Source organism: Staphylococcus sp. HMSC62D11, assembly GCF_001839145.1.
GTDB classification, from domain to species: domain Bacteria; phylum Bacillota; class Bacilli; order Staphylococcales; family Staphylococcaceae; genus Staphylococcus; species Staphylococcus lugdunensis.
Genome location: NZ_KV840197.1, coordinates 171,423 through 186,377 on the forward strand (window position 1 = coordinate 171,423; position 14,955 = coordinate 186,377).

Annotated in this window: 15 protein-coding genes; 11 read left to right on the forward strand and 4 right to left on the reverse strand. The window is 34.3% G+C overall.

Annotation, left to right across the window (positions count from 1 at the left end; genetic code table 11):
• The first annotated feature begins 535 nt into the window (after positions 1-535).
• The 8 genes from HMPREF3267_RS09015 (at position 536) to HMPREF3267_RS09050 (ending at position 9,648) form a co-directional block, all read left to right on the forward strand.
• Positions 536-973, forward strand: coding sequence for a hypothetical protein (locus tag HMPREF3267_RS09015; RefSeq protein ID WP_002493002.1), 438 nt, complete (start codon positions 536-538; stop codon positions 971-973).
• 110 nt (positions 974-1,083) lie between these two features.
• Complete coding sequence (gene ybaK, locus HMPREF3267_RS09020) at positions 1,084-1,575, forward strand: Cys-tRNA(Pro) deacylase (RefSeq protein ID WP_037544809.1); 492 nt, start codon at positions 1,084-1,086, stop codon at positions 1,573-1,575.
• A gap of 258 nt (positions 1,576-1,833) precedes the next feature.
• Entirely contained in the window at positions 1,834-2,595 is a 762-nt protein-coding gene (locus HMPREF3267_RS09025) for a DeoR/GlpR family DNA-binding transcription regulator (protein ID WP_002479371.1), read from the forward strand.
• The gene (gene pfkB / locus HMPREF3267_RS09030; protein ID WP_062078641.1) at positions 2,592-3,512 is read left to right on the forward strand and encodes a 1-phosphofructokinase; all 921 of its coding nucleotides are present in this window, start codon (positions 2,592-2,594) and stop codon (positions 3,510-3,512) included. Before HMPREF3267_RS09025 ends, pfkB begins: the two co-directional genes overlap by 4 nt.
• A 5-nt stretch (positions 3,513-3,517) precedes the next feature.
• Complete coding sequence (locus tag HMPREF3267_RS09035) at positions 3,518-5,473, forward strand: PTS fructose transporter subunit IIABC (protein ID WP_012990944.1); 1,956 nt, start codon at positions 3,518-3,520, stop codon at positions 5,471-5,473.
• Between the two features lie 591 nt (positions 5,474-6,064).
• A complete protein-coding gene (locus HMPREF3267_RS09040) occupies positions 6,065-7,420 on the forward strand; it encodes a hemolysin family protein (protein WP_002459770.1) in 1,356 nt (451 codons plus the stop codon).
• 212 nt (positions 7,421-7,632) lie between these two features.
• The gene (locus HMPREF3267_RS09045) at positions 7,633-8,469 is read left to right on the forward strand and encodes an aldo/keto reductase (protein ID WP_062078643.1); all 837 of its coding nucleotides are present in this window, start codon (positions 7,633-7,635) and stop codon (positions 8,467-8,469) included.
• A gap of 156 nt (positions 8,470-8,625) precedes the next feature.
• Entirely contained in the window at positions 8,626-9,648 is a 1,023-nt protein-coding gene (locus HMPREF3267_RS09050) for a glycosyltransferase family 2 protein (protein ID WP_002459768.1), read from the forward strand.
• Positions 9,649-9,688: 40 nt separating this feature from the next.
• On the opposite strand, the gene HMPREF3267_RS09055 is transcribed toward HMPREF3267_RS09050, so the two are convergent.
• The 4 genes from HMPREF3267_RS09055 to queC form a co-directional block, all read right to left on the reverse strand.
• The gene (locus tag HMPREF3267_RS09055) at positions 9,689-10,279 is read right to left on the reverse strand and encodes a hypothetical protein (RefSeq protein WP_002459767.1); all 591 of its coding nucleotides are present in this window, start codon (positions 10,277-10,279) and stop codon (positions 9,689-9,691) included.
• A 98-nt stretch (positions 10,280-10,377) separates the two neighbouring features.
• Entirely contained in the window at positions 10,378-11,094 is a 717-nt protein-coding gene (gene queE / locus HMPREF3267_RS09060; RefSeq protein ID WP_002459766.1) for a 7-carboxy-7-deazaguanine synthase QueE, read from the reverse strand.
• The gene (gene queD / locus HMPREF3267_RS09065; RefSeq protein ID WP_002459765.1) at positions 11,094-11,513 is read right to left on the reverse strand and encodes a 6-carboxytetrahydropterin synthase QueD; all 420 of its coding nucleotides are present in this window, start codon (positions 11,511-11,513) and stop codon (positions 11,094-11,096) included. The genes queE and queD overlap by 1 nt, the downstream gene beginning before the upstream one ends.
• Before the next feature lies 1 nt (position 11,514).
• On the reverse strand, positions 11,515-12,186 hold the full coding sequence (gene queC / locus HMPREF3267_RS09070; RefSeq protein ID WP_002459764.1) for a 7-cyano-7-deazaguanine synthase QueC: 672 nt from the start codon (positions 12,184-12,186) through the stop codon (positions 11,515-11,517).
• Positions 12,187-12,521: 335 nt separating this feature from the next.
• Here queC and HMPREF3267_RS09075 point away from each other — a divergent pair, with 335 nt between their 5' ends.
• The 3 genes from HMPREF3267_RS09075 to HMPREF3267_RS09085 are packed head-to-tail and all read left to right on the forward strand — an operon-like array spanning position 12,522 to position 14,859.
• Positions 12,522-13,118, forward strand: coding sequence for an anthranilate synthase component II (locus tag HMPREF3267_RS09075; protein WP_002479366.1), 597 nt, complete (start codon positions 12,522-12,524; stop codon positions 13,116-13,118).
• Positions 13,102-14,253, forward strand: a complete 1,152-nt coding sequence (locus tag HMPREF3267_RS09080) for a chorismate-binding protein (RefSeq protein ID WP_070823818.1) — start codon at positions 13,102-13,104, stop codon at positions 14,251-14,253. Before HMPREF3267_RS09075 ends, HMPREF3267_RS09080 begins: the two co-directional genes overlap by 17 nt.
• Positions 14,254-14,859: an aminotransferase class IV gene (locus HMPREF3267_RS09085; RefSeq protein WP_062078647.1), complete on the forward strand. Its 606-nt coding sequence runs from the start codon at positions 14,254-14,256 to the stop codon at positions 14,857-14,859.
• The last annotated feature ends 96 nt before the right edge of the window (positions 14,860-14,955 follow it).

Below are 14,955 nucleotides of genomic sequence, written 5' to 3' on the forward strand. Positions count from 1 at the left end.
CCAATATAGAACTCAGAGCCTAAAATATAATTATTTCCCAGACTGTTTTTATATACAATAGTTTGTATGATTGGATCACTTGCTTAGAGGATAGCTTTAGTCATCCTAGCTCACTTTGTTAGGAAAAACTGGTTTAGTCAGGGACCGCCTCAACTTGCATTACTTGGTGAATTTCTTGTCGGAATTCTCTTTGTTGGGGCCCCAGCTTATCTTGTTCTCTAAAGTGTCTTGTCTTCAATACGTAATAACATGTGATTTTACATTGAAGTTCTTTTAATAAATAAGGCACTTTCGCATCATTATAGTAGACTTCACTAGATTAAATGAACCATGCGCTTTAAGTGTTTCATCATTAAAGTAAGTTAGACATTAGATTTAGGTTACAATACATAGTGATTTTGTAACATTTGCATCCTTTGAATGATGATTATGTTACAAAGATTACAGTTGGTTTAAATTGTATTATACACAATATATTTTGCGGTTTTTTATGTTAAGATGAATAAAAATTAAGTGAAGAAATGTGGGTAAGGAGATGAAACTGAAGAATCTTTTTTTAAGTGCTGTCGCAGTGTTGTTAACGATATGTTTGTTATTTCTATTGTTTATTGCTACAAATGAACAAGCTTTGGCTAAAGTCCATCAAACAATATCAACATTTTCAAAGATAAATAAAGTATCAGCTATTGAAAATGTAGTTAAAGTGAACCATCTTACAGCACATGCATCTGAAAGAACTAATAAACAACAGACACAAAGTTTAACGATAGAAGCTAACCAGCCACACAAATATACAGATCAAGAATGCAAAGTGATTGCTTCTAACTATGCGCAACAAAAGCAACAAGTTGAATCACATATGACGAAGATAGAAGAGACAAGTCGAGATGTGACTTATTCTGGTACACAACACGATAACAATATTAAAATTAACAAAAATGGCAAAGTAGAAAACGATAAGAATACACATTAGCACCGGATGATTGAGATAATCGAAGGTGTTTTTGTTTTGTTTGTATTTGAATCATTGTGCTTACTCAGCGTAAAATAAATTTGAATGAAGACAATGAGGTGACACGAATAATGAAGAAGAAAAAAGCAACTAAAACAAATGCAATGCGTATGTTGGATCAAGCAGGTGTAGATTATAAAGTGAATACGTATGAAATTGGTGAAGAACATGTTGACGGTGTCCATATTGCACAACTTGTTCATGCGCCCGTTGAACAAGTATATAAAACACTGGTCCTAGAAAATGCGAATCACGATCATTTTGTATTTGTCATACCGGTTGATACTACACTGGACTTAAAACAGGCAGCACATGTAGTTCAAGAAAAGAAATTAAACTTAATGCCACTTGATCAGTTAAAAAAAGTTACAGGATATATTCGTGGTGGTTGTTCACCTATAGGCATGAAACATTTATTCCCAACGACTATAGATGAGTCAGCACTGCAACAAGAATCGATATACGTTAGTGGCGGGCATCGAGGTGCTCAAATTATTGTAGGTGTCAAAGATTTAATAAACCTTACGAAAGCCAAAACCGCTAATATCATTCAGCATGGATAATTTCAACAGCATAGTGAAAAGACACTTAGACCAAGATTACGAAATAAATTTAAATGAATAATAGTATTAAACTTCTTACGAACTGCTAAGTGCTTCAAAAGCATTTTGCGGTTTTTATTTTGATGTGTGAACATATTATTAAAAAATGGTTTTTGTGACAAAACTGCGAATTGTGATTGTTTTTGACAGTTTTTGATAACTTTTGATTGAAAAATGTAAGCGCGAACATTATAATGTGAAGTGAAATGAGGTGAGGCAATGATAACTGAAAAACGATATGATTTAATCCTCCAAGAATTGAATAAGAAAGACTTTTTATCACTCCAAGAACTAATAAATCGTATTGGATGTAGTGCTTCGACAATAAGACGTGATTTATCGAAACTACAACAGATGGGCAAACTTCAACGGGTTCATGGTGGTGCAACCATTGTACATAACAGGGTGTTGGAACCAATATTGTCAGATAAGCTTGCAACGAATTTAACAGAGAAAAAAGAAATTGCACAGTATGCTGCAGCTTTGATTCAAGATCGAGAATACATTTTCTTAGATGCGGGATCTTCAACGATAGAAATGATTCCATTCATTACAGCGAAAGACATTGTTGTAGTTACAAATGGTTTAACGCATGTTGAAAAGTTGTTAGCAAAAGGTATCAAAACGCTTATGGTTGGTGGAGAAGTTAAAGATACAACATTAGCTACGGTGGGTGCCTCAGCATTAGAGATAGTTAGACGCTATTGTTTTGATAAAGCATTTTTAGGCATGAATGGTATTGATTTAAAGCATGGATTAACAACTCCAGACGAAAAAGAAGCATTAATCAAAGAAATGGCAATGCAACGTTCAAATGAGTCATTTGTCTTGGTAGACCATTCGAAGTTTAAACAAGTCTATTTTGCAAGGATTAATGACGATGATGCAGATGTGACCATTTTAACGTCAAAAGAAGCGTTAACAGAACCATCATTGGCACAATTCCAAGAACGTTATCATATTTTAGGAGGTTTGTCATGATTTATACGGTTACTTTTAATCCCTCTATAGATTACATTATGTTTACTGATGGATTTGAATTAAGTGGACTAAATAGAGCGACGACAACACATAAATTTGCTGGGGGTAAAGGTATTAATGTTTCTAGAGTGCTAAGCACATTAGACATACCTTCAACGGCGTTAGGTTTTACTGGTGGATTTCCAGGTGAATTTATAAAAGATACGCTCGCAGCTAATGAGATTTATACGGATTTTATTACTGTAGATGAAGATACACGTATTAACGTTAAATTGAAATCTGGTCAAGAAACTGAAATAAATGCACCAGGTCCCAATATTAGTAAACAACAATTCGAAGCATTGCTTAATCAAATTAAGCGAACAACGTCAGAAGATGTTGTTGTTATAGCTGGTAGTGTGCCGCAAAGTATTCCAAGTGATGCCTATGCACAAATTGCACGAATTACTCAAGAAACAGGTGCACAGCTTGTTGTAGATGCTGAAAAGGATTTGGTTAATACGATACTACCATTTCAACCTTTATTTATTAAACCAAATAAAGATGAACTTGAAGAGATGTTTGATATCACGATTCAAAATGATATGGATGTCGTTTATTATGGTCGTAAAATATTAGAACAAGGTGCTCAGTCAGTAATCATAACATTGGGTGGCGATGGTGCTATATATATCGATCAACAGCAAAGTATTAAAGCACAAAACCCTCAAGGTAAGGTTATTAATACGGTAGGTTCTGGAGATAGTACAGTAGCTGGTATGGTAGCTGGTTTAACTTCAGGATTGTCAATTCAAGAAGCATTTAAACAAGCCGTTGCAGCAGGAACTGCTACAGCATTTAATGATGACTTAGCCACACGAGATGATATAGAAAAAATTAAAGATCAAGTTACAATGACAGTACTTGATGGGGAGTGATATTGATGAGAATTACAGAGCTACTTACTAAAGAAACAATAGCTATGGATTTAACTGCTACTGATAAAAATGGTGTGATTGATGAACTCGTCAATCAATTAAATATTGCAGGAAAATTAAATAATGTAACGGCTTTTAAAGAAGCGATTCATAATCGTGAAGCTCAAAGTACAACAGGTATAGGAGAAGGTATTGCTATCCCACATGCCAAAGTAGCAGCAGTTAATGCACCAGCGATTGCTTTTGGTAAATCTAAAGCAGGCGTTGATTACCAAAGTTTAGATATGCAACCAGCCCACTTATTCTTTATGATTGCAGCTCCTGAAGGCGGTGCTCAAACACATTTAGATGCACTAGCTAAATTGTCAGGAATCTTAATGGATGAGCAAGTGAGAGCACGTTTGCTAGATGCAACTTCACCTGAAGAAGTACTCCGAATTATTGATGCTGCTGATGATGAAGCAACAAAAGAAGAAGAAAAAGAAGCTCAAGAACAAGAAGCAGCAGAGGCAAATTCATCAGTTGATTCAACTGAACCATATGTTTTGGCTGTCACAGCTTGTCCAACAGGTATCGCACATACCTACATGGCACGAGATGCTTTGAAAAAACAAGCAGAACAAATGGGGATAAAAATAAAGGTTGAAACGAATGGTTCAAGTGGTATTAAAAATAAATTAACCCAACAAGATATTGACCGTGCAACAGGTATTATTGTTGCAGCTGATGTTCATGTAGAAACTGACCGTTTTGATGGTAAAAATGTGGTAGAAGTACCGGTTGCGGATGGCATTAAACGCCCAGAAGAATTGATAAACACCGCACTTGATACGAGTCGCAAACCTTTTATTGCACGTGGCGATAGTCAACATGGAAATGCGAGTGAACAAAATGAAAAACAAAGTTTTGGGAAAGCATTCTATAAGCACTTAATGAATGGTGTATCTAATATGTTACCACTTGTTATTGCGGGCGGTATTTTAATGGCCATTGTATTTCTATTTGGTGCTAACTCATTTAAACCTGATAGCTCAGAATATAATGCTTTTGCTGAACAACTTTGGAACATTGGTAATAAAAGTGCCTTTCAATTAATTATTCCGATATTATCTGGATTTATTGCACGTAGTATTTCGGATAAACCAGGCTTTGCTGCTGGTTTAGTCGGTGGTATGCTTGCAGTTACAGGTAGTTCAGGATTTATCGGTGGTATCATTGCTGGTTTCTTAGCCGGTTACTTAACTCAAGGTATTAAATATATGACGCGTAAATTACCACAAGCACTAGAAGGTTTAAAACCAACTTTAATTTATCCGCTCATAAGTGTGACAATTACAGGCTTGCTTATGGTATACGTATTTAACCCACCTGCAGCTTGGTTGAATAAATTATTACTTGATGGTTTAAACAGTTTATCAGGTGCGAATATTATGTTACTTGGCTTGGTTATTGGTGCTATGATGGCCATCGACATGGGTGGTCCATTCAACAAAGCAGCTTATGTCTTTTCAACTGCGGCATTATTTGAGGGTAACACTGCACCTATAACTGCAGCAATGATTGGTGGAATGATTCCACCGTTAGCAATTGCAACTGCGATGATTATTTTCAAACGTAAATTTACGAAAGAACAACGTGGTTCAATCATACCAAACTATGTTATGGGTCTCTCCTTCATTACAGAAGGTGCAATTCCGTTTGCAGCTGCAGACCCATTGCGTGTGATTCCTTCAATGATGGTAGGGTCAGGAGTCGGTAGTGCCATTGCATTAGGATTAGGTTCAAGCATTGGTGCACCGCATGGTGGTATTATCGTTATTTTTGCAACAGATTATCATCATCTTGTGCAAACATTTATCGCTTTAATTATTGGTACGATTGTGTCAGCTTTAATGTATGGTTTCCTCAAACCTAAATTAAGAGAACATGAAATCGAAGCATCTAAGGCAATGGATGAATAAGTGACCTTCTCATGAAGTTGGAGAAGTTAATATCAAGATAATAACTATAAATGAATTTATACTGAATCCCAAAGGTGGTATTTTTGTTTAGTATATGCATTAAGTGTCTGGACATCATTGCCGGGGCGGGACTACGAATTTATTATGAATTCGTAGTCCCGCTCTCTTTTAATTATGAATGGATTTTTATTAAAATTTGTATAATAATGTACTGCTTTTGCCAATGACTGTTAAATACTTTACATAAAAGTATTTTTGCGTTAATAAACCAAAGAAAGGATCTATTTTCCAATCATGTTCGAATAAATATACCACAAAAACGCAAAAATATTTAGTAAAATAGAAACGTATGATAATGTATAGAAGATTGTAACTCGATGTTTTTGTTAAACATGATATTAAAATGAACGAAATGCCACTATTCGCAATTATATTATGATAAAATAAGAGTAATACAATTTTTTATGGGGGTGTCACAATGGGAAGGATTTAACTTGTAGTATTAATGTCATGAAACCAAGTGAATTCATAATCTTGTTTCCCAATGGGACATATATTTTGGAGGTGAATCCCTAGATATAGGGAGATTAATTGGAAACTGCGACCATAATAAATTTAGTTATATTTTTTCTTTTAATAGCATTAACAACTGTATTCGTTGGCTCAGAATTTGCCTTAGTAAAGGTGCGTGCAACTCGGATAGAACAACTTGCTGATGAAGGTAACGGTAACGCAAAAATTGTTAAACGTATGATCGCCAACTTAGATTACTATTTATCAGCATGCCAATTAGGTATAACTGTAACATCTTTAGGTTTAGGGTGGTTAGGAGAACCTACCTTTGACAAATTGTTACATCCATTGTTTGAGTTGTTACATTTACCTGATGCTTTAACAACAACAATTTCCTTTGTTATCGCGTTTATCATTGTTACTTATTTACACGTTGTTTTAGGTGAATTGGCACCTAAATCGCTGGCTATTCAACATACCGAAAAACTAGCGCTAGTATACTCTAGACCGTTATATTACTTTGGTAACGTCATGAAACCATTGATTTGGTTGATGAATGGCTCCGCTAGAGTGATTATCCGCATTTTCGGTGTAGATCCTGATGCACATAGCGATGCGATGTCTGAAGAGGAAATTAAAATTATTATTAACAATAGTTATAATGGTGGAGAAATTAATCAAACAGAATTAAATTATATGCAGAATATTTTTTCTTTTGACGAACGAAATGCTAAAGATATCATGGTTCCACGAACTCAAATGGTAACGTTAAATGAACCATTTAATGTTGATGAACTCTTGGACACCATAAAGGAATATCAATTCACACGTTATCCTATAACAGAAGATGGTGACAAAGACCATATCAAAGGATTTATTAACGTTAAAGAATTCTTAACTGAATATGCCTCTGGTAAACCTATTAAAATTGCAAACTATATTCATGAATTGCCAATGATTTCTGAAACAACAAGAATTAGTGATGCATTAATTCGCATGCAACGTGAGCATGTGCATATCAGTTTAATCATTGATGAATATGGTGGTACAGCTGGTATTTTAACAATGGAAGATATCTTAGAAGAAATCGTTGGAGAAATTCGTGATGAATTTGATGATGATGAAGTTAACGATATTATTAAATTAGATGACCATACGTATCAAATTAATGGTCGAGTATTATTAGATGATTTAAATGAAAAGTTTGATATTCAATTTGCTGACTCAGAAGATATTGATACGATAGGTGGTTGGCTACAAGCTCAAAACACTAACCTTCAGAAAGATGATTATGTTGATACAACTTATGATCGTTGGTATATTTCTGAAGTTGAAAATCATCAAATTATTTGGGTTATTTTAAAATATGAATATCTTGAAAACAGACCAACCATTAGCGAAGAAGATGAAGATGAGTCTCATGCAAAAGATTAAAGCATAGCATATGGGGTGACTTATTTATTGGAGTGGGAAAGCACAGTCATAATTGACTTTGATTCCTGCTCTTTTTTATATGGCATGATGGTTAAGTTAACGATGTTAAGAAAATTTTTCACTGTTAAATTGAGTATGTTTTATTTGTATTATAATCTGTACTTACGATAAGCTTAACTCAACAATAGGCAACTTAAAAGGGGAGACTTTAGATGAATGATACGCAATTATTAAATAATGGCTATCCTATGCCCGAAGTAGGTTTTGGTGTTTATAAAATCACTGATGAAGATATGCCGAAAGTCATTCAACAAGCTATAGAAACCGGCTATCGTGCATTTGATACTGCATATTTTTATGGCAATGAGGCATCATTAGGACAGGCTTTAAAGAACAGTGGTGTGCCACGTGAAGAATTGTTTATCACGTCTAAGGTATGGAATGATCATCAAGGTTATGAACAGACGAAAGCCTATTTCCAACGTTCTTTAGATAACATGGGTCTTGATTATTTTGATTTATTCTTGATTCATTGGCCATGTGAACAGAATGGACGATATATTGAAACATATAAAGCACTAGAGGATTTATATCATGAAGGTAAAGTAAAAGCGATTGGCGTATGTAATTTTAAAATTCATCACTTGGAAAAATTAATGCAAGAAACCAATATCGTTCCACAAATTAACCAAATTGAATTGCATCCTTACTTTAATCAACAGGATGTTCAAGACTTTTGCGATAAACACGATATTACTGTAACGGCATGGATGCCATTGATGCGCAATCGCGGATTATTAGATGATCCAACAATTCAACATATTGCCCAACAACACGACAAGACACCGGCTCAAATCGTGTTGCGTTGGCACTTAGCACATAATCGTATCATTATACCTAAGTCTCAGACACCTTCACGAATTAAAGAAAATTTCGATTTATTTAATTTTAATTTGGAATTAGCTGAAATTGCAGAAATTGATAGTTTGAATCGCAATGCAAGACAAGGGAAAGATCCTGATGATGTTAGCATTGGCGATTTAAAATAGTACAAATGATAAGCCTACTTAAAAAAATAAAATAGCTTTAAAAACTAGTTCGCTTGCAACTTTATTAATTTTTTGTAAAATTAAAGAACGATACTAGCGCGTTTTATGAATAAATTGATAAAATAGTATTAAGAAATAAGTAAAGGAAGTAATCGGATGAAAATCAGAGTCATTGTCCCCTGTTATAACGAAGGAGAAGTCGTATTAAAAACATATGAGCGATTGACTGAAATTATGTTGAAAGACAGTAACGAAAAAAATTATGACTATGATTTATTATTTATTGATGATGGTAGCAAAGATAGTACGATTCAACACATACAGCAATTGTCGTTAGAAGATAAACACGTAAAGTTTATTTCATTTAGTAGGAATTTTGGTAAAGAATCAGCGATGATTGCAGGTTTTCACCATAGTGTTGATGTAGACGCTGTCATTATGATAGATGGTGATTTACAGCATCCTCCTGAATTTATACCCAATATGATTGATGGTTATCTAGAGGGTTATGATCAAGTCATTGCCCAACGTGATAGAGAAGGCGAACAGCTATCACGTAAAATAGTGACAAAGATGTATTATAAATTGATTAATGCATTTGTTGAAGATGTCCAGTTTGTCGATGGGGTAGGAGATTTTAGATTGTTGAGTCAACGAGCTGTGTGTGCAATTGCTGAGTTGCAAGAGAACAATCGTTTTTCAAAAGGATTATTTGCTTGGATTGGTTATAATACAAAAGTCTTTTCATATAAAAATGTAGAACGTGAAGCGGGACAATCAAAGTGGAATTTTAGAAAGTTATTTAATTATGGTATTGATGGTTTAATTTCATTTAATAGTAAGCCATTACGGACAATGATTTATTTTGGATTATTTATTTTTGCAATTAGCCTTATCTATATTATTTATTTGTCTATAGGCATTATCGTAAATGGCATTAGTAATCCAGGTTATTTCACGACGATAGCTGCTATTTTGTTACTTGGTGGTATTCAGCTTATCTCTATAGGTGTTGTCGGAGAATATATCGGACGGATTTATTATGAAGTGAAGCAAAGACCTAAGTACATTGTACAAGCTTCGAATTTAACCTATGAAAATGGTCATAGTCCCAATGCATATCAATGTAATATAAACCATGAGCATACCGTGAAAGATAAAGAAAAAGAGCATATATAATAAATAACCGAAACACGCCGACAAGTGTGTTCCGGTTATTTTAATAATGTTGAAATACTTTTTGCCAAATAATAAATGCTATAAATAATACATAGATTCCTAAAAATATGTACCAGAATGGTGTTAACATCATCATAACAACAAATGATAATGCAATAATAATTGTTCCTATCATGATAGGGGCTTGTATTCGTTTGAATAATGGCAAGCGATTGCGTTCGGTTGATTTAAATGTACCCGTAAATAAAATGATTGCCCCAATTAGAAAAATAGCTGGTGACAGATAAGGAATGGACATATAGACAGATTGGTCGCTCGAAATATCCATAATAAATGCTGATAAGCTTAAAATAATCGCAAATATGCTGGCAAGAAATTTTTGGTTATTAATTACAAAAGGATGTACCTTATAATTAACATACAGTTGCAGTAATAACCATATGATTAGTAATGCAGTGGTATAAGTTGAAATAAAATTATACTTTTGAATAATAAACATATTTATTGTTGTGTTAATGACAATCGCTAATAGTAGAGAACTAAATTTAAGTTGTTTATATTGCTGCCTATATAAATCAAACCCAACGATAGCCAAAACTACAGCAATGTTTAATAGTACGTATATAATCATGATGAACTCCTATCGCAAATACTTCATTGCCATATTATAGCAATTTAACACAACTTAATCATTTCATAACACTTACAAAACATTTTATAGCGATAAATTTAAACACCTTTTTTGTTGCTCCATAATAATGTATGAAGTTGTGGTAAGACATAAGCGCGATTCATATCATTGCTATGCATTACTTTTTCAACCAATTGTTCATATCGTGACAATAGTTTTTCAGTGTGATTTGCTACGTCATCTGCTAAGTATGGGTTGCCTACTTGCAAATAGAAAGGTATGTCTGGATAACGATGATGAATCATTTTGGCAAAAGCATAATCTTCATCATCAAAAACAACCACTTTCAAATTTAAGGATTGTGGCACACATTGTGCAATGACTTGATCTAAAACTTCTAAATTAGGTGTCATTGAAGAGCTAGGTGGTTTAGGACTTATCGTCAAATCATTAATCTGTGTCATCCAAGGTTGGAATTTACTACCTTGTGTTTCTAAAGCAGTTGCGATATGCTCAGTTTCAAATAAATCGACAAGATCTTGTATACCTTTAATTAATGCAGGATTACCTCCTGATATCGTTACATGATCAAAACAATCGCCACCAATTTCAATTAATTTTTCATAAATTTCTGTTGCGCTCATTAATTGAATTTGATCTTTTGCACTGCCATCCCAGGTAAATGCGGAATCGCACCAACTACAGCGATAATCACATCCAGCAGTTCGAACAAACATCGTTTTACGTCCAATGACACGGCCTTCACCTTGAATTGTGGGGCCAAAAATTTCTAATACAGGTATTTTAGCAGCCATTAATGTTGCACCTTCGGACGATAAACAACATAACTTGTTGGTGTTTCTCTTAAGTAGACTTGAACACAATGTGGACGATTTGTATATTGCATCAGATGATTTTCAATCATGTTATATATTGTCTGTGCCACAATTTCAGTAGAGGGACTTTGATCTTTAAAGTGTGGCAAATCATTCAATAAATAATGATCAAATTGATCGTGAATCAATGCTTTTAACTCTTGGAAATTGATAAGGAAACCATTATGATCAAGCGTGTCACCCGCAATTGTTAAATTTACGAAATACGTATGTCCATGAGTGCGTACGCATTTTCCAGCATCTTTACATGGTATAAAATGTGCTGCAGAAAAATTAAAGTCTTTATTGAGTTCGAATTGGTAAGGATGTGAGACAGACGGGTAAATTTGTTGTAACATATTATTTCGCTCCTTTAGAATTAAGATATTGTTGTAAACCACGTGCTCTTAAGTGACAAGCTGGACATTCTCCGCAGCCATCACCAATGATGCCGTTATAGCATGTTAATGTTTGATGACGGATATAGTCTAAGACACCAAGTTCATCACTTAGCGCCCATGTTTGAGCTTTGTTTAGCCACATGAGAGGTGTATGAATAACAAAATCTTTATCCATAGCTAAACTTAGTGTCACATTCATTGATTTAATAAAGTTATCTCTGCAATCTGGGTAGCCAGAGAAATCTGTTTCACATACACCAGTGATAATATGTTTGGCGTTGAGTTGGTAAGCAAGGGCACCTGCAAATGATAAAAACAATAGATTACGTGCAGGTACGAATGTATTAGGCATACCGTCATCGTTGGTTTCGATTTTCATATCGTGTTGCGTTAATGCGTTTGGCGTTAATTGTGATAATAGCGACATATCAAGAATGTGATGTGCTAGTCCTTGTTCATGCGCTATGCTTTTGGCTACTTCAATTTCAGTATTATGACGCTGTCCATAATTGAACGTAACAAGTTCGACTTCGTCAAAGTGCTTTTTAGCATAAAATAAGCATGTAGTACTATCTTGACCACCGCTAAATACGACTATGGCTTTGTTATTGTTTAAAGTTGTTTCAGTCATTGTCCATCTCTCCAATTTAAGTGCGTTGAGGGTAATGCAACCTATTTTTAGACATAAAAAAAGCTATCTCTATAAAAAAGATAGACCACAGAATAAGTAAATGCATATGATGATAAGTTACTTTAAATATTGATTGAAACATTCGGTGTCTAGTTTTTTATAGAGGGTTTCGGCTAGGAACCTCTGATTATTTATTTTGAATACGCTAGCTAGAATAATACAGAAACTATGTAAAATCAAGAAATATTTTGGGATAATAGAAACGTAACCCCTTACATATATATTATAATAAAGTGGTAATTTTTACGAATGAAACTAAAGAAGGTAAGCATAAAATGATATTAGTCATAGATAATAACGACTCATTTACATATAACTTGATAGATTATTTTAAAACAGTTACTGATATAGAAATCATTGTTTATCGTATCAATCAAGTCACAATACAATCATTACAACAGCTTAATCCGTCAGCGCTAGTTATTTCCCCAGGCCCGGGTAAGCCTAGTGATTATCCGATAATCGCACAGATTATTGCAGCATTTAAAAAGCGTATTCCCATATTAGGTGTTTGCTTAGGATTTCAATGCATTTACGATTATTTTGGGGGCCGTATTATTCATGGTAAACGACCTGTACACGGCCACACAACAAAGCTTAATCATAATAATAAAGGTATTTTTGCTCAACTGCCACAACATTTTGAAGTGATGCGTTACCATTCTTTGATTGCAGAGCGTCAATCACTGCCGGCACAACTTGAAATTAGTGCTGAAAATGATGAAGGTATTATTATGGCAGTTCAGCATCGACAATGGCCTATTTATGCGGTGCAATATCATCCTGAATCAATTCTCAGTGAACATGGTCATGCACAAATTGAGCTGTTTATTAAAACTTTGGGGGTGAATCAGTGTGACAATACAATTTAATTATAGATATTATTTAGACGATTCACGCTACGAAACGCACCAACTTAAACTCACAGAAAGGTTAGGGCAATATCTAGCATATGAGATGAAAGATGTGGGAGACGTTATCAATTTTGCAGAACAACAGCAGAAAGAAGGGAAATATGTGGCGCTTTATATGACGTATGAAGCGGCACAATACTTTAATCCTGACATGGCTGTGCATCCAACTGCAGACGATGCAATATTAGCAGCGGCTTATAGTTATCAATCGGCACAGCCCATACAACAAGAGACGTCAATAAAGCATTATAATAATAAGCCACAACACCAGTTTGCCTTTCAAGTAAAAGAGGCAACTATGATTCAACATATCAAAGCAGTACAAGCAGCAATTATTGATGGCGAAACTTACCAGATAAACTATACAACAAGAGTGAGTTCGCCAGTACAAATGCCAATTAAAGACCTGTATGATAAATTAACGCAAACTAAAAATGGCAATTACACCATGTTAATGGATACTGAAGACGTACAAGTCGCTTCTATTTCACCCGAATTATTCTTTCAGAAAGGGCCATTTGATGGTCAAGATAATGTAGTTGTGAGTAAGCCTATGAAAGGCACCATGCCAAGGTCAGATGTCAAACAGCAAGATCAATATAATTATAAATATTTACAACAATCATTAAAGGATAGAGCAGAAAATGTCATGATTGTTGATTTATTGAGAAATGATATTGCTAGAATTGCACGAAAAGGTACGGTACATGTGTATCGTCCGTTTTTTATTGAAACTTATGCCACTGTATATCAAATGACAAGTATGGTTGCAGGTCAACTCTCAAATGCAACATTACCATTAGCAACGTTATTTCATGCGCTATTTCCTTGTGGTTCCATAACAGGTGCACCTAAATTAAACACGATGTCATATATTCACAAATTAGAAGACCAACCGCGTTATATTTACTGTGGTACGCTTGGCATATTGATGCCAGATGACAAGATGATTTTTAATGTGCCTATTCGCACAATTGAATATCGTGATAATAAAGCGATATACGGTGTCGGCGCGGGTATTACTATTGATTCTGATCCTGAAAATGAAGTGCAAGAATTTCGTGATAAAGCTAAAATTTTGGAGATGCTATAAATGAAAATATTTGAGACTATGCGGATAGAGCAAGGCGTAATCCCTCGTGTTTATTATCATACAAAACGTATACGTTCTTCTAGTGCAGCTTTAGGATTTTTATTTAACGAAACAGCATGGGAGTCGAAACTTAGTAGCATTCAAGCCACTTATAATCAAGGTATCTATAGACTCAAAATAGAGCTAAGTAAAGATGGCACATTTGAAATTAAAGTTGAACCATTAATGTACAAACCCTATTTCACAGCTAGATTACAGTCGATTGACAATGCGACAGAGACGTCGTTACTTATTAATAAAACATCACAACGACAACATCTAACACATAATCATACGACCGATTTAATCTTATTATATAACGAATATAAAATATTAGAGTTTGATATTGGTAATATCATGATTGAAGAACAAGGAAAATATTATACGCCAAGCTATCAGCATGATTTTTTACCAGGATGTAAAAGACAAGAGATGATTGATCAGGGGAAGCTTTTCGAAAAGGACTACACCGTGGATATGTTAAAAGAAGGTCTTCAAAAGCAAGAAATCAAAATATATTTAATAAACAGCTTGCGTGAGGTTGCCGATGTATCAATTTATCTATAAAATATAAAGGAATAAAGTATTAAAAATATATTTTAAAAAAGTGGGATAACAATGTTGGTAGTATGGTTGATAAGTATAGTGGTGATTGGGATAATA